Origin of the sequence: Photobacterium pectinilyticum (assembly GCF_024357955.1) — a bacterium.
Lineage (GTDB): Bacteria > Pseudomonadota > Gammaproteobacteria > Enterobacterales > Vibrionaceae > Photobacterium > Photobacterium pectinilyticum.
Window position 1 is genome coordinate 13379 of sequence record NZ_JANEYT010000035.1, and the last position, 20092, is coordinate 33470.

The window sequence follows — 20092 nt, forward strand, 5'->3', positions numbered from 1 at the left end:
TCAGTCAGTTGGAGATAACACATGGCACAGGGATGGATTGTCGTGCCGGTCACATTGGCCTACCTAGGGCTGTTGTTCTGGATAGCTTGGTACGGAGACCGAAAAAAACAGTGGATGGCACGCTGGCGACCATGGATATATTGCCTGTCGATTGCCGTGTACTGCACCTCTTGGACCTTCTACGGAACGGTGGGTCAAGCCAGTCAAAATATCTGGTCCTTTCTACCTATCTATATCGCCCCTATCTTGGTGTTTACGTTTTGTTGGCGGGTGCTGGCCAGACTGATTTTGATCGCTAAACGCGAACACATCACTTCTATTGCTGACTTTATTGCTGCCCGTTATGGCAAATCACAGGGACTAGCGGTATTGGTTACCTTGATTGCCGTGGTCGGGATCTTGCCGTATATCGCCCTTCAACTACGTGGGATCACCATGGGGCTGGAGTTGGTCGCACCGGGGTTGGGCCAAGATATGGCGAGTCTCGGCGGGAAGAGTTCCACCGATACCGCCTGGGTAGTGACGATGGCGCTGGCGATATTTACCGTGTTGTTCGGTACCCGCCATATTGACAGTACTGAGCATCACCGTGGAATGATGATGGCGGTGGCATTTGAGTCGATCATCAAGCTGGTGGCCTTTTTGGTGGTTGGCATATTTGCGGTGGTATTGTTGTTCGATACGCCTGACTTGCAAGCAGTCAGTCGCGAACTGCTCCAACCGGCCACCCCTCATATTGGCAGCCTGCTGATCCATACTTTGTTTACTATGGCGGCGATCATTTGTCTGCCGCGCCAGTTCCATACCACAGTGGTTGAGAATGAACGGGCGCAAGATCTACACCGGGCCCGTTGGGTATTCCCGATTTACCTGCTGTTGATGGGGATTTTTGTCATTCCGCTGGCGCTGGCTGGCCAAGCGTGGCTCCCCCATATTGCGGCTGATACCTACGTGATCAATTTGCCTTTGACGCATGGGGCGGAAGGTATAGCTTTGTTGGCTTTCCTCGGTGGCACCTCTGCTGCCAGTGGGATGGTGATTGTGTCAACTATTGCGTTGGCCATTATGGTCTCCAATGATCTGGTGCTGCCGATGTTACTGCGGCGTTTACGCATTTCTGGCCGCAACTACAATGCCTTTTCAGGGCTGCTGCTCAATATCCGCCGTGGCTTGATCCTGCTTCTGTTGCTGGCGTCGTGGGGGTTCTACCAAGTTCTCGGTGACATTCCATCACTCTCGGCGATCGGTTTGCTGTCGTTCGCGGCCATTGCCCAGTTTGCACCCGCCTTACTTGGCGGGATCTACTGGCGGGAAGGTAACCGTAACGGGGTCTATGCCGGTTTGCTAGGTGGGATCGCGGTGTGGGGCGTTACCATGATGGGGCAGACCAATATGCTGGCTGGTACGGCGCAAACCAACGTGCTGCTGTGGTTGCTTTCCCCGCCTAATTGGCCATTGCTCGGCAAACTGTCCAGTGTCGATTGGGGGATGTTGCTGAGCTTGTTGGTCAATATCGGCTTCTATGTCAGTGTGTCCTTACTTACGCGCTCTACCCTGACAGAGCGTCTGCAGGCTGCGTCCTTTGTTGGTGCCCCGCTACCGGAAAGCGGTGACAGCAGTGTGTATCAGACCCGGGTAACAGTGGCAGAGCTAGAGATGTTGGCGTCACGGTTTGTTGGCCGCAAGCGGATCCGTTATGCCTTCCGTCAGTTTGGTGAGCAGCGGCATGAAGCCCTGTTGCCGCAGCAGCAGGCTCCCTCGACATTGATCCGCCATACCGAGCGGGTGCTGGCTGGGGTCTTCGGCGCGTCTTCAGCCCGCTTGGTGCTGACTTCGGCCTTGCAGGGACGCAAGATGCAACTGGAAGAAGTCGCTACGATTGTTGATGAGGCGTCGGAGCTGTTTGATTTCAGCCGTGGTCTGCTGCAAGGCGCGATTGAACACATCAGTCAGGGAATTGCGGTGGTCGACAAACAGCTGAGGTTGGTGGCTTGGAATCAGCGCTACACCGAACTCTTTACCTTCCCGCCTGGGTTGATCCAGGTGGGCAGGCCGATTGCCGATGTGATCCGCCATAATGCCGAGCAGGGATTATGCGGCCCGGGCGATCCTGAAGGTCATGTTGCCAAGCGGGTCGAGCATCTCCAGCGTGGTACCGCGCACACCTCTTCGCGGATCCGCCCTGACGGTCTGGTGATTGAAGTGCAGGGCAACCCGATGCCCGGCGGTGGGTTTGTGATGAGTTTTACCGACATCACCGAGTTCCGGAATGCTGAGCAGGCCTTGAAAGAGGCTAATGAAACCCTGGAAGAGCGGGTACGGCAACGGACCAGCGAACTGGAACGTCTCAACCGTCAGCTGGTCAGTGCCACCCAGCAAGCTGAATTGCAGGCTCATTCCAAAGGCCGGTTCTTGGCGGCGGTCAGTCACGACTTGATGCAGCCACTCAATGCCGCACGGTTGTTCTCGTCCTCGTTGGCGGAAGTGGCCAAGGAGGCGGAAGCGGCCAAGCTGGCTCGCCATATTGAAAGTGCGTTGGGTGCCGCGGAGGATTTGATTGGTGACTTGCTGGATGTGTCGCGACTTGAGTCGGGCAAATTACAGGTTAATGTTCATGCGTTCCGGATCAGTGAGGTGCTAGATACCCTCGCTGCCGAATTTGGTGCCTTGGCCCAACAGCAGGGTATTATCTTTAAAGTGGTTCCTTGCCATGCAGTGATAACGTCTGATCCCAAACTGTTGCGCCGGGCGTTACAAAACTTTTTGACCAATGCCTTTCGCTATAATCCGCAAGGTAAAGTGGTGCTGGGCGTGCGTCGCCGTGGTAGCCAACTTCAGATTGAGGTGTGGGATAACGGCCCCGGGATCCCCGAGGAAAAGCAGGCCCATATTTTCGATGAGTTCACCCGCATTGAACGCAGCGGTGTCGATCATGGCCTCGGTTTGGGACTGGCGATTGCCCGCGGGATCAGCCGGGTACTGGATCACTCCCTGTCATTGCGATCTTGGCCGGGCAAGGGAACGGTCTTTTCCCTGGGGGTGCGGCGAGGCATTTTGGTGGCGTCGGTTGATAAACCCATATTTGCCGGCAAGCCGTCTGCCCCACTGGCTGATCTGAAAGTACTCTGTGTCGATAATGAGCCGGATATATTACTGGGCATGGAGACCTTGCTGACCCGCTGGGGGTGTGAAATTCGCTTGGCTGAAACGGTCACCGCGGCGATGAAGCAGCTCGATGATGGCTGGCAGCCTGATTTTATCTTGAGTGATTATCACCTGACCAATGGGGAAACTGGGCTGCAGGTATTGCAACAATGCACCCTGAAACTCGGCAAGTGCTTTCGTGGTGCGGTGATCAGTGCCGACAGAACCGAGCAGACCAAGGCGATGATCGAAGGGCATGGCTTCAGCTTTATCAGCAAGCCGGTCAAGCCACTGAAGCTCAGGGCGTTGCTTAACCAGCACCAAAAGGTGAGCGGGAGCAGTTAAGCCACAGGGAGTATTGGGCAAAGGCCGAAAAAGAAACGGAGCCAATCAAGGCTCCGTTTTGGTTTGCGTTGCGTATTCGCGTTAGGGCGAGCTTCTGTTAGTGGTCGTGCGCTTCACCCGCACCTTTCGGGTAACGGATTGACTCAACCATGTCCTGTACATCTTTTGGTACTTCAGCCGTGAACTTGTTGACCACAATGGAAACAACAAAGTTAAGGCACATACCCAGCGTACCGATGCCCTCAGGGCTGATACCGAACAACCAGTTTTCTGGTGTGCTTGCGGCTGGGTTAATGAACTTGAAGTAGATGATGTAGCTTGCTGTGAAGGCGATACCTGTCAACATACCGGCAATTGCGCCTTCCTTGTTCATCTTCTTGTAGAAGATACCCAGAATAATGGCTGGGAAGAAGGACGCTGCAGCTAAGCCGAAGGCAAATGCGACAACCTGCGCCACGAAGCCTGGTGGGTTGATACCCAAGTAGCCGGCGCCAACAATCGCGACCATCGCGGCTAAACGAGCGGCTAATAACTCCTGCTTGTCGGTCATGTTTGGCCTGAAGCCTTTCTTCAGTAGGTCATGCGAAATAGACGTAGAGATTACCAATAGCAGACCCGCAGCTGTTGATAGTGCTGCTGCTAGGCCACCAGCGGCAAGAAGTGCTACCACCCAGTTTGGCAGTTTTGCTAGCTCAGGAGACGCCAGTACGATGATGTCACGGTTAATCTTCATCTCGTTGCGCTCATCGCCCGAGTAGAACATTTTGCCATCGCCGTTCTTATCTTCCCAGCCGACTAGGCCGGTGCTTTCCCAGTTTCTGTACCAGCTTGGTGCATCTGCCGCAGCGACACCCTGCATGTCAGGACCGTTGATAGTCTCAATCATGTTGACTCGCGCAAACGCGGCAACACCGGGTGCTGTGGTGTAAAGCAATGAGATGAACAGTAGTGCCCAACCTGCCGAGATACGCGCATCACGTACTTTGGGTACGGTGAAGAAGCGAATGATGACGTGTGGCAGACCGGCTGTACCGACCATTAGAGCGGCACAGATGAAGAACACATCGACCATGCTCTTGTTACCCTCGGTATAGGCGGTAAACCCGAGCTCTTCGGTTAACCCGTCCAATTTATCCAACAGGTAAACGTCAGTGCCTGAGATGGTCGACCCCATACCAATTTGTGGAAGTGGGTTACCTGTCATCATGATTGAGGTGAAGATAGCTGGTACAAGAAAAGCGAAAATGAGCACACAGAATTGAGCAACCTGCGTATAAGTGATGCCTTTCATGCCACCCAGTACGGCGTAGAAGAACACAATACCCATACCAATGATGATACCGAGATTGATATCGACTTCAAGGAAGCGTGAGAAGACTACGCCGACCCCACGCATCTGACCGGCAACATAGGTAAATGAGACGAAGATGGCACAGAATACCGCGACCATGCGGGCCGTTTTGGAGTAGTAGCGCTCACCGATAAAATCAGGCACGGTAAACTGACCGAACTTACGTAGGTAAGGGGCTAAACACAGTGCCAGTAGGACATAGCCCCCAGTCCAACCCATCAGGTAAACCGCACCGTCATAACCCACGAATGAGATGATACCCGCCATAGAGATAAATGATGCTGCCGACATCCAGTCAGCGGCTGTCGCCATACCATTCGCGACTGGGTGAACACCGCCCCCCGCGACATAGAATTCACTGGTTGATCCGGCACGAGCCCAGATAGCAATACCGATATACAGGGCGAATGTGATACCGACGAGAATAAACGTCCACGTTTGAATTTCCATGCTCTAAACCTCTAGTCTTCCTGTACGTTATATTTTTTGTCGAGCGCGTTCATACGCACAACGTAAATAAAGATTAAGGCGACAAAGGTGTATATAGACCCTTGTTGGGCGAACCAAAACCCGAGTTTGAAGCCTCCGAATTGAATCGCATTAAGGGCTTCGACAAATAGAATGCCTGCGCCATAAGACACCGCAAACCAGATGGCTAATAAGGAGCCCATCGTTGCGAGGTTCTCTTTCCAGTAGGCTTGCGCCATTTCCTTGGATTCAAACGCCATTGTTATCTCCTTTCACGTCGTCATAAATCGCGTTAATAAAATGTTACGCAATGACAATAGCAATGAATGGTTAAGGAAGCAGTGCAACTTTAGTCGAGGGAAAAACGGCAAAATCGCTGGCTCAGCAGCGATTTTGTGAAGTCAGGCGGAAATTGAAGATGTTGTGGAAATGTTACGTTAGCCAAAAGTCTAACAGGAAAATAAAATATTACGGATTGATATCCATTTGCTGGAGCAGGATGACTGCCTGGGTACGGTTCTTCACTCCTAACTTGCGGAAAATAGCGGTCATATGTGCCTTGATGGTGGCCTCTGACACATTGAGTTCGTAGGCAATTTGCTTGTTGAGTAGGCCATCGGACAGCATCCCCAAGACCTTATATTGCTGGGGGGTGAGGGCGGCGATCCTATCGGTCAGCTCTGTGAGTTGATCATTGCCTTCCCCCAGTCCTTCCGGGTACACCGGCTCACCGTCAAGGACTTGGTTGAGCGAGCTGATCAGCGATCGCATATCGCTGGACTTGGGAATAAAACCAAACGCCCCGTGGCTGCGTACCTGGCGGATCACGCTGGTTTCTTCGCTGGCGGAAATAACGACTATCGGTAAATCGGGGTATTGTCTGCGGAGCTGGATCAATCCAGACATTCCGTTGGCGCCGGGCATTTTGAGATCGAGTAGCAGTAAGTCGACATCGTCCTCTTTGTCGAGCAAGGTAAGCAAGCTATCTAGCGAATCGGCTTCAAGCAGGTTGGCCCCACTGATTGCCATATGCACGGACTGAAACAGTGCATTACGGAACAGCGGGTGGTCATCGGCAATCACTATTGTGTACTGAGCGTCCATGGCAATCACATTATTGTTGTTTTTAATAACGCTATCACTGCCTTGGGAGTAGATCAATTTGTTAACACTCAAGATCTGAACTGGATCAGACCAGCGTGTTCCTATTGTGTAATCTGTTGGGTAACCGCGTGAGCATGAAAGCGGTGGGGGGCGAGCAATGACAGTGACCAGAAAAGAGCGGGGCAATGGCGCGCCTTCCGGGTTGGAAATCGACGCGCCGAGTTGCCGCGATAGAGGCTTAACGGATCAGTTGATGATTGGCCAAATGGGCTAGAAACGGTTCCGATTTCATAAAGCCGGTCAGCCGTGCGCCTTCCATCCGGTTACCACTGCTGTCCCAGAAGTCTAACGTCGGCAGGCCGAGTACGTCCATTGCTTGCAGCAGTTCGATATCAGTTGGTGAGCTCTGGGTGACATCAGCCTGAAGCAGAACGAAATTGCCGAGTTGCTTGGCGACGGCTGGATCGTGGAAAGTGTATTTCTCGAACTCCTTGCAGGCCACGCACCAGTCGGCGTAGAAATCCAGCATTACTGGTAATTGCAGTGCCTTGGCCTCTTCCAGTGCCAGAGTCAGGTCATCGATACTGCTGACGCGCTTGAACTCGACACGGGTTGCTTGTTCGGTAGTGTGTTGGGCGGTGGAGCCGGTCAACAACGGATAGAGCGGTTGAACCGAGATAAACAGTCCGACAATTGCCACCACCGCCAAGGCACTGCTGCGCCATGACACCGCAAGGGTATTTTTGACATGGTAAAGCCAACCAAAGGCGGCAATACCGAGCAGTGACCACAGGTAAGGCATCAGGTGTGCAGGCAAGATACGCTCAAGCAAGAACAGCGGCACGGCCAGTAGGACAAAGCCGAACAAGGCTTTGACGTGGTTCATCCAGCTGCCTGCTTTGGGCAGCAGCTTATTGCCGAACATAGCCGCTAAAATCAGCGGGATCCCCATGCCGATCGCCAAGGCATAGAGTGCCACGGCACCGGTCAGCAAGTCACCGCTCTGGGCGACATAGATCAGTGCTCCGGATAAGGGAGCCGTGGTGCATGGCGAGCACACCAGTCCGGAGATCGCCCCCATAGCAAACACACCACCACTACTGCCACCCTGTTGCTTGTTACTCAGGCCGTTGAGCCAGGTCTGGAAACCACTTGGCAATTGCAAGGTGTAGACACCGAACATCGATAGTGCCAACGCGACAAACAGGATACTCAGGCCAATGAGAATATAAGGGTGCTGCAAGGCGGCCTGGAATTGCATCCCGGCGGAAGCGACGACCAACCCGAGCAGGGTATAGGTCAGGGCCATTCCCTGCACATAGATAAAGGCAAGGCGGAAAGCCCGACCATGGCTGAGCTGGCCGTTACCCAGCACAATGCCGCTTAAAATAGGGTACATCGGCAGCACGCAGGGGGTGAAGGCCAATCCGATCCCCAGTGCGAGGAAAACAAGCGGGGTCCACCATTGCTCGGCCAGATCGCTCGCCAGTTTGTCTTGCTCAGAGGCTGGAATGCTGCTTTCGAGTGTCTTTTGTGAGTATGTACTCACATTGCTTTGAGTATCCGTTAGTTGTACTGGTTGACTGCCTGTCGTTGGTAGTGCGGCATTGGTAGCTACCATGACTGCACTGAGAGGGATCTGGCGGATTTCCGGTGGGTAGCAAAAACCCGCCTCGGCACAGCCTTGGTAGCGTACGATCAGCATATCGCTGTTGGCGGCTTCAACAATAGGCACTGTCAGGGTCAGCGGCTCGGTATAGATATTGACCTCACCGAAAAATTCATCTTGGTAGGGTTTGCCGGCAGGTATGTTGACATTACCCAGAGTGGCTGACTCGGAGCTCACCGAAAGCTGGTGCTGGTAGAGGTAATAACCGGGCTTGATCTGCCAGTCGAGAAAGACCTGTTCGCCCTGCTGGGTAAAGTTGAAACTGAAGGCTTCATCAACTGCCACGAACGTATTGGAAGGGCTGTTGAAGCCCGGTAGCTTCAAGGCGGAAGCGGGCAGGCTGATCACCAGCAGGCTGAGTATGGCAAGCAGGGACAGGGTTCGCCGTAATGCGAATTGGCCTGTTGCACACTGAAGTATTTGTAATAGTGTCATTAAATCTGGCTCGTCTATGAGTTGCCCTGCCAAAAGTGGCGGCAGGGAAAGAACAGCTAGTTTGGCGCAGCGAAATCGTGCGCCATGGACTAATACCAATTACATAAAATTTTTAGTGCAATTGGTATAACTATACTCTGTCAGACCGAGTTAATCAGTGTTTGGTTTCACTTGGCTTTTATTGTTTGGTTGCCATTATCGAGCGCATCACGCATGAAATCAGTGAAGATCTGGATATGAGCAGGGACATACCCCAGGCGCTGGTAGAGCATATAAATCGGCCGTGGCGGCGAGTACCAGTTGTCCATCATCGATGAGAGCTGGCCAGTAGCAAGGGCATCGGCAACCACATAGTTTGGCAGGCAGGCGATCCCCAGCCCTTCGATGGTTGCTTGCTTGATGCTGTTGAGATCAGCGATAGCCATTTTGACCGGTGAATTGATCCAGATAGTCTCTTGGCTATCCATTTTATTAGTTAGTGCCCACTCAAACTCAGGAACACTGGCCAAGCGGGAATGTTCGTTGATTTCGTCGGGGTGAATGGGCGAGCCATGACCTGTGAGGTAGTCAGGACTAGCAACCAATACCCGCTGAGATGCACCGATATTGGCGGCGGCAAAACTGGAGTCAGGCTGCTGGCCAACACGAAAGACTACATCATACTGCTCGGGGCTGTAGTCATGGTGCTGGTTGGACAGGTGAGTCAACGACAGGCTGATCTCTGGGTATAGCGCGAGAAACTGATTAAACAACGGCATCAAGCGGTAAGTCAGTAGGCCAACCGGGGCAGAAATCCGCAATGCCCCCCGTGGTTCGCTGTGGCTACTGTCGTGTAGCTCAGCGGTTGCCGTCTCCAGTTGGGTCAGCAATGGCTGGCAACGTTCGAAATAGTTTCTACCTAGCGGGGTCAGGGAAACATTACGGCTATCCCGGATCACCAGCTGGCTACCGAGGGTATCTTCCAACCGCTGCAGCCTCCGACTAAGGGTGGTGGGTGGAATATCTAACGCACTGGCGGCTGCTCTGAAACTTCCATGTTGGGCAATCGCAATCAGGGTGCGCAGGTCATCTAACTTCATACCATTTTTGCATCTCTGCATAACGCTTTTACCTCTATTACCAAGTCGCCTCAATGACTATTATTAGGGGGCAGACTTTCCTGTCTTGGTCTGCTCTGTAGCAAAAAGAGACATGAATCCGGTCGGGATGTTGGGATTGACGTTACCGCCGGAATGAGCAAATACGTCGGGAATCCGTATTTGTTCTCTGTCTTCGCCCTAGGATGGGGCGGAGACATTAAATATCTATTGTAACCTTTCTTCTCGGTTCGAATCCTGAACCATACTTTTCATATCCTATATTTTCGCTTCTCTTGGTTGTCAAAACCGAGTTATTTTCGTGCGCCTAAACCATATACTTCCTGACTAAATTCATTTGTTTTTTTGATTGTTGTTGGTGGGTGCTCACAATGCCTCTAGCCTCTAGCCTCTAGCCTCTAGCCTCTAGCCTCTAGCCTCTAGCCTCTAGCCTCTAGCAATAAAAAAGGCCGCCCGAAGGCGACCTTAATAGGAAGCAAATGTCCTGAATTACAGGATGATGCCACCGAATACGAAGCCAAGGGCGACAGAAGTACTGATAGTTACCACACCTGGAATGAAGAATGGGTGGTTGAAGACTAGGTTACCGATACGGGTTGAACCTGTGTCATCCATCTCAACCGCTGCAAGTAGCGTTGGGTAAGTTGGTAGTACGAACAGCGCACTTACTGCTGCGAAAGAAGCAATTGCTGTTAGCGGTGCAACACCGATAGCCAATGCCGCAGGCATCAGAGCGGTAGTGGTTGCGCCCTGTGAGTACAGCAGCATAGAAGCAAAGAACAATACCAGTGCCAGCATCCATGGGTAGTCGCTCAGTAGTGAGCCAGCCACTTCTTTGATGCCGTCAACGTGACCGTTAACGAACGTAGAACCAAGCCATGCGACACCGAGTACACACACACACGCAGTCATACCAGAGCGGAATGTTGGAGCGGCTGGGATTTTCGCAGCATCGATACCGGTAGTGAATACGATAGCCGCCGCAGCTGCCAGCATGAAGGTCATGATAGCTTCGTTACGGCCTAGTGCAGGGTTTTCAATCAGGCCAACAGAGCCAGAAATAGCCGCTGCATAAGCAACAACGATCAAGATAGCGGCTAGGAAGATAAAGGTCGCTTTCTTCGCTGTTGCAGGGATCTCACGCTTAGTTGAACCTTGAAGTTTGATTAGGCCTTTTTCTAGGCGATCCTGGTAAACAGGATCGTCTTTTAGCTCACAGCCTAGGAAGTTAGCAACGAATGCACCAACCATACATGCAATGAAGGTGGTTGGAATACAGACTGCCAACAGGGTTAGGTAGCCCACTCCGAGCGGTTCAAGAATGCCAGAGAAGAAGACAACCGCTGCGGAGATAGGCGATGCGGTGATCGCGATTTGAGAAGCAACAACAGCGATAGATAGCGGACGTGAAGGTCGGATACCCTGCTCTTTGGCTACTTCTGCGATAACTGGAAGCGTTGAGAACGCCGTGTGGCCAGTACCTGCCATTAGGGTCATCAGGTATGTCACGATAGGTGCGTAGAACGTAATACGTTTCGGGTTCTTTCGCAGGAAGTTTTCGGCGAGTTCAACCAGCCAATCCATACCACCGGCAACTTGCATAGCAGCAATCGCAGTGATAACAGACATGATAATAAGGATTACGTCAATTGGGATATAGCTTTGGCTTGTTGGCATGCCCAATATCAAAGAAAGTACGATAACACCGGCACCACCTGCCAGACCAATACCAATACCACCAATTCGAGCGCCCAAGAAAATGAACGCGAGAACGACTAATAGTTCTACACCAACCATATGATTGTCCTGTCTTAAAGTTAAAAAATATAAAAGGGGGAAATCTGTAGCAAAAAAAGGCGGATCCTCATCCTGAAAATCCGCCGGGCTGTTTAGTGTTCACAACTTAGTTGTAACGCTTAGCCTTGTATTCTGGGTGCATTAGGTTCTGTACCGAGAAGATGTCGTCTAGTTGCTCTTCAGTTAGAAGACCACGCTCTAGAACAACTTCACGGACACTCTTACCTGTTTCAGCACAAATCTTACCAACAATGTCACCTTCGTGGTGGCCAATGAATGGGTTTAGGTAAGTAACGATACCGATAGAGTTGAACACGAAGTACTCACATACTTCTTTGTTGACAGTGATACCGTCGATGCACTTGTCACGTAGGTTGATACATGCATTCTTCAGGATGTCGATAGACTCGAACAGTGCCTGACCGATCACTGGCTCCATCACGTTCAGCTGAAGCTGACCGGCTTCTGCCGCGAAAGTGATTGTTGTATCGTTACCGATAACTTTGAAACAAACCTGGTTAACCACTTCTGGGATAACGGGGTTTACTTTAGCTGGCATGATAGAAGAACCAGCTTGCATTTCTGGAAGGTTTAGCTCGTTAAGACCAGCACGAGGACCTGAAGATAGAAGGCGCAGGTCGTTACAGATCTTAGATAGCTTAACGGCGGTACGCTTAAGTGCACCGTGAATCATTACGTAAGCACCACAGTCAGAGGTTGCTTCGATTAGGTCTTCCGCTGGTACACAAGGTAGGCCAGTTACTTCAGCTAGGCGCTGTACCGCAAGTTCCTGGTAACCAGTGGCTGCGTTCAGGCCAGTACCGATTGCCGTTGCGCCTAGGTTTACTTCTAGAAGCAGCTGAGCGGTGTAGTGAAGATTCTTGATTTCTTCTTTGATAAGTACGCCGAACGCGTGGAATTCTTGGCCAACAGTCATTGGTACTGCGTCCTGAAGCTGGGTACGGCCCATTTTCAGAACAGAGGCGAATTCTTTGTCTTTCGCATCGAAAGCACCTTTGAGGTACTCAAGTGCTTCCAGCATGCTCATGATGCTGTTGTATACCGCTACGCGGAAACCGGTAGGGTACGCACAGTTAGTCGACTGCGACTTGTTGACGTGGTCATTCGGGTTAACGATGTCGTACTCGCCTTTTTCTTTGCCCATAAGCTCAAGAGCAAGGTTTGCAATAACTTCGTTGGTGTTCATGTTTACCGACGTGCCGGCACCGCCTTGGTATACATCTGACGGGAACTGATCCATGCACTTACCTGTATCAAGGATCGCATCACATGCTTGAATGATGTATTCACCAACCTCTGATGGGATAACGCCCAGTTCTTTGTTCGCCATTGCAGCAGCTTTCTTGGTGAAAACCATACCGCGAACGAACTCTGGAACGTCAGAGATTGTAGTTTTAGAGATATTGAAATTTTCTACTGCACGTAGGGTGTGGATACCCCAGTAAGCGTCGGCTGGAACTTGGCGTTCGCCTAGTAGATCTTCTTCGATACGAGTTGCAACGTTGTTTACCATTGCTTCATTTTTTTCTAGATCAATCATCTGAGACATGACGTAGCCTTAGTGGAATCTGCTAATTAAATTCAAATATTGAGCCAATTCTGAAACTTTAGAGTCCATTCCGCAGAGAGTTTGGCTAGATGATCGTACCTGACACCTATTGTCTGCTGCCGATAATACTCCCCTTTAGGGGTAAAAACATAACCCAGATCACTTTTTTAAATGTAGTGAAAACATTTGCACTGGAATGAGATGTTGATCACAAGCACTGTTAACAACTACTCTGGGGGTCATGTGCAAAAATGACCACTTATGACAAAATGTGAACGCGGTGTTTCTATGTTACGGCAATCTTATTGTAACCAATCGTTACATAGAAACCCGATAGAAAAGAGTTGAAAAATGTCTATCTGCTCCCAATATTTGTATTATGTAAGAGAAATTTCTGTAGTGTGACACCCGCGTGTTACAGCCTGGCTCCAATTAACGCCTACCAGCAAGGGGAAAGCCGTGTTTCCGATATTACTGTTTATGTTTATTGTCGTGCCGATTGTCGAAATCGCCCTGTTTATTCAGGTGGGTGGTTTCCTTGGCCTGTGGCCGACAATGGGACTTGTGCTGGTCACGGCGGTAGTCGGTGCGTCGTTGGTACGTAGTCAGGGCATTGCCACCTTGATGTCGGTGCAAGGCCGCTTGCAGAAAGGGGAAATGCCCGCCCAGCAAATACTTGAAGGTGTCATGCTTGCCGTTTGTGGCGTATTGCTGCTCACACCGGGCTTTATGACCGATGCGATGGGGATGGCGGTGTTGCTGCCGGGGCCGCGTGCGTGGTTAGCCAAGCAGTTGATGAGCCGGGTGACGGTTCAGGGTATGTCATCAGGGGCGGGGTTCAGTGCCGGATTTGGTCCGCAGGGCTTTGAACAACATGATCCTTTCGAGCAACAACGTGGTCCATATCGTGATAGCTCTCAGGGCCGCCAGCAGGATGGTGATGTATTTGATGGTGAATTTGAGCGTAAAGACGACAAAAATAAAGACAATGATTCACCGCGACTACCTTAAGCATATTGGCTTATAGAAATGACGGACATAAAAAAGGCAGCCGAGGCTGCCTTTTTTGTTAATGCTGTTCATATTATACCAATCTGGATAAGTAGTTGATCAAGTATTTATGTAGGCTGGTATTAGTTACGGCGTGTGAATGCATTAGTTCATGGGCACTGCTTGCCAGCGGCGACGTAGCTTGACCGCATACAGATAGGCGGCGACCCCGCTGAGGGCATTGGCTATCGCGATCCCAACAAATAACCCTTCGGTGCCGTACAGCTGGCTACCCAGCCAAGCGATGGGTAGCAGCAAGGCAAATAGCCGAAATAGGTTCCAGACCAAGGCATCCATTGGGCGATGCATGGCATTGAGGGCACTGATCAGTAACATACAAACCGCCTGTAGGCCGTAACTGACCGGGACGACCACCAGGTAATGCCATAGCTGTGACTGTACCGCTGGGTCTTGGCTGAACAGGGAAGACAGTGGCCAGCTCAGTGGCACCATCATAATGAAGATCAACAGCTGGAACAGGATGGCAAAGCGCATTGCCGTGAACAGTGCGGCAAACGCGCGCTGCGGTTTATCGGCGCCCAGGTTCTGCGCCATGAATGGCATCAATGCTGAACCCATAGCCATCATGACCGTGATCAGAATGGACTCGATGCGCATCGCGGCCCCATAGGCGGCGACTGACGCAGTTCCCTGAACTGCCAACAGTGACATCAGCAATGCGCCTGATAATGGGTTAAGCGCATTGGATAAGCCGGCTGGCGTGCCGATTTGCATAATTTGCTGCCAATCGTTGGCAAGGCGAGCCAGTTGTGGCGGCGCTACCAGCTTTTCTCGCTTGATAAGTACATGCAGCGAGCCAGCCAGAGCAAAAGCCCAGCTTATTCCGCTGGCAATGGCCGCCCCTTTCACCCCAAGTTCCGGAAACGGACCGATACCGAAGATCAAGACAGGATCCAAAACGCCATTGATTGCGCCAGCGAGGATCATGATCTTGGCTGGGGTTTTGGCATCTCCTGTTGCCCGGATAGCACTGTTGCCTGCCATTGGGATCACCAGCAGCGGGATCGCCAGATACCAGATGGACATATAGTCGTTGATAATTGGCAGTAAATCGGCCCGTGCGCCAATCAAGCTAAATAGTGGCTCGATGGTCAGCACACCCAATGTCGAGGCGAGCACCATGAGTAGCAGCGCCAGTATCAGGCCGTGGGTGGTTAACCTGGCAGCACTGCGGGTATTGCCGCTGCCGAGCAGGCGGCCGATGCTGGTCGAAATCCCGACGCTGATCCCCATGGTGATACAGTTGATGGCAAAGGTGATCGGGAAGGTAAAGCTGACCGCCGCCAGTGCCTCGGTACCTAGTAGAGAAATAAAAAAAGTATCGACCAGATTGAACATCAAAATCGCCACCATGCCGAAGATCATCGGTACGGTTAGGCGTTTGAGGACATCAGGAATAGGCTCGGACAGTAGCCCGTGTTTATCCGGCCGACTGGTGTCAGCCCTATTTATATCTGGCTTGTTGTTATCTGCCATGTTCGTCTCGGGAAAAGTATGCCCGCTTACCCTAATGCAAAGAGTGTGATCGGGCAAAAATTCTCTGAGATATTTTGTAAAAAAAACGTCTCTGGGGCTTGGGTTCTAGAAAAACGACCCAACATGTTTATGTATCAGAAAAAGTAAGGGTCACAGGCCTTTTATCTTTTTATTAGTATGGATATTACCAATCAGGAGAGACGACCGATGAACATTCGTCCTTTACATGACCGAGTTATCGTTGAGCGCCAAGAAGTTGAATCAAAATCTGCTGGCGGCATCGTTCTAACTGGCTCTGCAGCTGAAAAATCTACTCGCGGTGTTGTGCTGGCAGTAGGCAAAGGTCGCATTCTAGAAAACGGTACGGTACAACCACTGGACGTTAAAGTTGGTGATACTGTGATCTTTGCAGAAGGCTACGGCACCAAGACTGAAAAGATTGACGGTAAAGAAGTCCTGATCATGTCTGAAAACGACATCATGGCAATCGTTGAATAATCCGATCACCTCGAATCTAGAATTAAGAAAGGAATACTGAAATGGCTGCTAAAGACGTTAAATTTGGTAACGACGCACGAATTAAAATGCTAGAAGGTGTCAACGTTCTGGCTGACGCAGTAAAAGTAACGCTGGGTCCTAAAGGCCGTAACGTGGTACTCGACAAATCATTTGGTGCACCAACTATTACTAAAGATGGTGTATCTGTTGCGCGTGAAATTGAGCTGGAAGATAAATTCCAGAACATGGGCGCACAGATGGTTAAAGAAGTGGCATCTCAAGCAAACGATGCGGCGGGTGACGGCACCACAACAGCAACAGTATTGGCTCAGTCAATTATTACTGAAGGCCTGAAAGCTGTTGCTGCGGGGATGAACCCAATGGATCTTAAGCGCGGTATCGACAAAGCGGTTGTTGCCGCGGTTGAAGAGCTAAAAGCGCTTTCTGTGCCATGTGCAGACACCAAAGCGATCGCTCAGGTTGGTACTATCTCAGCTAACTCTGACGCAACGGTTGGTAACATCATTGCTGAAGCAATGGAAAAAGTAGGCCGTGATGGTGTTATTACGGTTGAAGAAGGCCAAGCTCTGCATGATGAGCTAGATGTTGTTGAAGGTATGCAGTTTGACCGCGGTTACCTGTCTCCTTACTTCATCAACAACCAGGAAGCGGGTTCCGTTGATCTGGAAAGTCCATTTATCCTGCTTATCGACAAGAAAGTCTCGAACATTCGTGAACTTCTTCCTGCGCTAGAAGGTGTTGCTAAGGCATCTCGTCCACTGCTTATTATCGCAGAAGACGTTGAAGGTGAAGCACTGGCAACGTTAGTTGTGAACAACATGCGTGGTATCGTGAAAGTGGCTGCGGTTAAAGCGCCTGGTTTCGGTGACCGCCGTAAAGCTATGCTTCAGGACATCGCGGTGCTAACTGCGGGTACGGTTATTTCTGAAGAGATTGGCCTAGAGCTAGAAAAAGTTCAGCTAGAAGACCTAGGTCAAGCGAAGCGTATTACGATCACTAAAGAAAACACCACTATCATCGATGGTATGGGTGAGGAAGAGATGATCCAGGGTCGTGTAGCCCAGATTCGCCAGCAAATCGAAGACGCAACATCAGACTACGACAAAGAGAAACTACAAGAGCGTGTTGCTAAGCTAGCAGGCGGTGTTGCAGTGATCAAAGTGGGTGCTGCGACTGAAGTTGAAATGAAAGAGAAGAAAGACCGCGTTGAAGATGCCCTACACGCAACACGTGCAGCGGTAGAAGAAGGCGTGGTTGCGGGTGGTGGTGTTGCCCTGATCCGCGCTGCGTCTAAAGTTGTTGGCCTTGAAGGCGATAACGAAGAGCAGAATGTCGGTATCCGTGTTGCACTACGAGCAATGGAATCACCAATTCGTCAAATCACCAAGAATGCGGGTGATGAAGAGTCTGTTGTTGCTAACAACGTACGTGCAGGTGAAGGTAACTACGGTTACAACGCGGCAACGGGTGAGTACGGCGATATGATCGGGATGGGTATCCTAGACCCAACGAAAGTAACGCGTTCTGCACTTCAGTTTGCTGCCTCTGTTGCTGGTCTTATGATCACAACCGAAGCGATGGTCACTGATAAGCCACAAGCTGATGCTCCTGCAATGCCTGATATGGGCGGTATGGGTGGCATGGGTGGTATGGGTGGTATGATGTGATACCCCTATCTCACTGAGGTAGCTGACAAAACATATAAACGGAGGCTTACGCCTCCGTTTTTTGTGCCTGAGAAATAGCAATAAGGGAGCGGCTTGGAGGCTACTTGTCCTATGGCAGGCTTGTCAGGAAAAAAGCTTAAAAACCTGCACGCTTGATATTTACTTTAGTATCAGCCACTTACGCTTGTAAGAACGCCCCTGGCACCAAGTTTTTATTTTGGTCGGCTTTTTCCTGTATATCGACTGATAAGCTGTACTGTCTGGCGGTTAGCGAGCGGGTGAGCCAGTTATAGGGAAAAAATGACAGTAAATAGATTGTGGCAGCTCACTTGGTAAAAAGCATGAAAAGCTGTACGCCATTCAATGTGTTTAAAATCATAGGCTTAGGTGTCAATATTGATGGGTTGACGCAATGCTTGGGTTTGGTTTGCTTTTAGCTGTAATTCCAGGATAAAGCTGTACGAAGGGTGGCTCTTTCCCTGAACGTCTGCCGGAAAATGGCTAAAGGAGCAGAACTGAGTTTGTCAGGAAAAAAGCCGAAAAAGCTGAACAATACTTTAGTTGTTTTTAATCAATCACTTATACTTGTCATTGACGCTTTTGAATGTAGGTGGTCAGAATGGTCACCAAAAAGCCACCTTTATCCCTTGTCGCTGTACGCCTGTTTTTTTTCGGTGTTTGACTCTTCCGTGATTGCTTGCTTCTCGCTGCTGTGTCGTCTTACCTTTTTTAACTGGCGGCGATCACTCAAGTGGGCATGAACCCCCTTGCGCAGAATACGCAGGCTGTTTTCTAACTTGTCGACGCCGAGCAGAATAGACACCACGACACCTGTCATGATCACTGCGGTTTGGCCATAGCCCAAACCGATAGTGATTCCGAGAGCGGCCAGCATCCAGACCACTGCGGCGGAGGTGACACCATGGATTTGTCCGTCTCTGGTCATCACCACCCCGGCTCCCAGGAAGCCTATCCCGGTGATCACCTGTGCCATGACCCGGGAAATATCGGCATTGTTACTCGACAGGGTTTCGCCGAGGGTAATGAAAAAGTAGGTCCCCATAATAATTAACGTCGAAGTGCGGATCCCGACCGGTTTACCTCTAACTTGGCGCTCCACCCCGATAACCGCGCCACAAATGGCGCATTGGAGTAGGGCGGGCCAGGTGAACGGGGTGATATCAAGCCATAACATGGCTGTTGCTCCTATTATTAAGACGGCTTTGGTGGATGAAAAAAGCAGCCCTTGGCTGCTTATGGTTTTTCGTTTGCTTCACGTCTTCATAGCGGTGTGGCTATTGGTGAGAGTTGCGACGGCTGTTGCGCTTGCCTGCATGCTTTTCGATGTACTCGACAATCATTCCGGCAATATCTTTGCCTGTTGCACCTTCAATGCCTTCCAGACCGGGGGAAGAGTTTACTTCCATAACCAGTGGTCCGCGCTTGGATCGCAGTAAATCAACCCCAGCAACGCTCAGTCCCATCGCTTTTGCCGCGGCAACCGCAGTCTTACGCTCTTCAGGGGTAATGCGGATCAATGAGGCACTGCCGCCACGATGCAAGTTGGAACGAAATTCGCCTTCTGCCCCTTGGCGCTTCATTGCAGCGATCACTTTGTCGCCGATGACAAAACAGCGGATATCGGCACCACCGGCTTCCTCGATAAATTCCTGCACCATGATGTTGGCTTTCAACCCCATGAAGGCTTCGATCACGCTCTCGGCCGCTGTTTGGGTTTCGGCTAATACCACGCCAATACCTTGGGTGCCTTCGAGCAGTTTGATCACCAGTGGGGCGCCGCCGACCATCTTGATTAAATCCGGCACATCATCGGGCTTGCTGGCAAAACCTGTGATCGGCATGCCCACCCCTTTGCGGCTGAGTAACTGGAGTGAACGCAGCTTGTCCCGAGAACGCGAAATCGCGATGGACGGGTTCACGGAGAACACATCCATCATTTCGAACTGACGCAATACCGAGCAGCCGTAAAATGTAATATCCGCACCTATACGCGGAATAATGGCATCAAAGCCCGTCAGATCTTGGCCTTCGAAATGAATCGATGGCTTGACCGAGTTGATATTCATATAACAACGCAAAGCGTTGATGATTACAGCTTCATGGCCGCGCTGTTCGATGGCCTCACGCAGGCGGTGGGTTGAGTACAGGTTTTCGTTCTGGGAGAGAATGCCAATTTTCATTGCGTTACTCATTAATAAGGTGATGGATAGTGTGCAGGCGTGAAGTTTGGCTGCCTTCTTAGCCTGCAGATCGGAGCGCGACTATGCGCTTACTTGGTTCTAAATGCGAGCGATTTGGCGATGATATTTTTTGATTGAGTCCAACAAATATTTTGCTGGTGTTTTAACTTTATGGCCT

Annotated in this window: 14 protein-coding genes; 4 read left to right on the forward strand and 10 right to left on the reverse strand. The window is 50.9% G+C overall.

Features of this window, described 5'->3' with window-relative positions; all coding sequences use genetic code 11:
- Positions 1-21 precede the first annotated feature (21 nt).
- Positions 22-3489, forward strand: a complete 3468-nt coding sequence (locus NHN17_RS15070; RefSeq protein ID WP_255043397.1) for a hybrid sensor histidine kinase/response regulator — start codon at positions 22-24, stop codon at positions 3487-3489.
- A gap of 97 nt (positions 3490-3586) precedes the next feature.
- Here the strand turns inward: NHN17_RS15070 and NHN17_RS15075 are convergent, their stop codons facing one another.
- From NHN17_RS15075 to aspA, 7 genes are all read right to left on the reverse strand, one after another.
- A complete protein-coding gene (locus NHN17_RS15075) occupies positions 3587-5290 on the reverse strand; it encodes a sodium:solute symporter family protein (protein WP_255043398.1) in 1704 nt (567 codons plus the stop codon).
- Positions 5291-5301: 11 nt separating this feature from the next.
- Positions 5302-5568 (reverse strand): DUF4212 domain-containing protein, encoded by a 267-nt coding sequence (locus NHN17_RS15080; RefSeq protein WP_255043399.1) that lies wholly within the window; start codon positions 5566-5568, stop codon positions 5302-5304.
- Positions 5569-5776: 208 nt separating this feature from the next.
- Entirely contained in the window at positions 5777-6412 is a 636-nt protein-coding gene (locus tag NHN17_RS15085) for a response regulator transcription factor (protein WP_255043425.1), read from the reverse strand.
- Between the two features lie 238 nt (positions 6413-6650).
- Entirely contained in the window at positions 6651-8516 is a 1866-nt protein-coding gene (locus NHN17_RS15090; RefSeq protein WP_255043400.1) for a protein-disulfide reductase DsbD, read from the reverse strand.
- Between the two features lie 167 nt (positions 8517-8683).
- The gene (locus NHN17_RS15095) at positions 8684-9616 is read right to left on the reverse strand and encodes a LysR family transcriptional regulator (RefSeq protein WP_255043401.1); all 933 of its coding nucleotides are present in this window, start codon (positions 9614-9616) and stop codon (positions 8684-8686) included.
- Between the two features lie 486 nt (positions 9617-10102).
- A complete protein-coding gene (locus tag NHN17_RS15100; protein ID WP_255043402.1) occupies positions 10103-11410 on the reverse strand; it encodes an anaerobic C4-dicarboxylate transporter in 1308 nt (435 codons plus the stop codon).
- A 106-nt stretch (positions 11411-11516) separates the two neighbouring features.
- Entirely contained in the window at positions 11517-12980 is a 1464-nt protein-coding gene (gene aspA, locus NHN17_RS15105) for an aspartate ammonia-lyase (protein WP_255043403.1), read from the reverse strand.
- Between the two features lie 459 nt (positions 12981-13439).
- On the opposite strand from aspA, the gene NHN17_RS15110 reads away from it, so the two are divergent.
- Positions 13440-13991: an FxsA family protein gene (locus NHN17_RS15110; protein ID WP_255043404.1), complete on the forward strand. Its 552-nt coding sequence runs from the start codon at positions 13440-13442 to the stop codon at positions 13989-13991.
- A 144-nt stretch (positions 13992-14135) separates the two neighbouring features.
- Here NHN17_RS15110 and NHN17_RS15115 read toward each other — a convergent pair whose 3' ends face one another.
- Positions 14136-15527, reverse strand: a complete 1392-nt coding sequence (locus NHN17_RS15115) for an MATE family efflux transporter (RefSeq protein ID WP_255043405.1) — start codon at positions 15525-15527, stop codon at positions 14136-14138.
- A 207-nt stretch (positions 15528-15734) separates the two neighbouring features.
- Here NHN17_RS15115 and NHN17_RS15120 point away from each other — a divergent pair, with 207 nt between their 5' ends.
- Both NHN17_RS15120 and groL read left to right on the forward strand, forming a co-directional pair.
- Positions 15735-16025 carry a co-chaperone GroES gene (locus NHN17_RS15120; RefSeq protein WP_107351003.1) on the forward strand — a complete coding sequence of 97 codons (291 nt, stop codon included), beginning with the start codon at positions 15735-15737 and terminating at the stop codon, positions 16023-16025.
- Between the two features lie 41 nt (positions 16026-16066).
- Positions 16067-17713 carry a chaperonin GroEL gene (groL, locus tag NHN17_RS15125; protein ID WP_255043407.1) on the forward strand — a complete coding sequence of 549 codons (1647 nt, stop codon included), beginning with the start codon at positions 16067-16069 and terminating at the stop codon, positions 17711-17713.
- Between the two features lie 640 nt (positions 17714-18353).
- Here groL and NHN17_RS15130 read toward each other — a convergent pair.
- Both NHN17_RS15130 and rimK read right to left on the reverse strand, forming a co-directional pair.
- Positions 18354-18908: an MgtC/SapB family protein gene (locus NHN17_RS15130; RefSeq protein ID WP_255043408.1), complete on the reverse strand. Its 555-nt coding sequence runs from the start codon at positions 18906-18908 to the stop codon at positions 18354-18356.
- A gap of 100 nt (positions 18909-19008) precedes the next feature.
- Positions 19009-19914: a 30S ribosomal protein S6--L-glutamate ligase gene (gene rimK, locus NHN17_RS15135; protein WP_255043409.1), complete on the reverse strand. Its 906-nt coding sequence runs from the start codon at positions 19912-19914 to the stop codon at positions 19009-19011.
- Between the last annotated feature and the right edge of the window lie 178 nt (positions 19915-20092).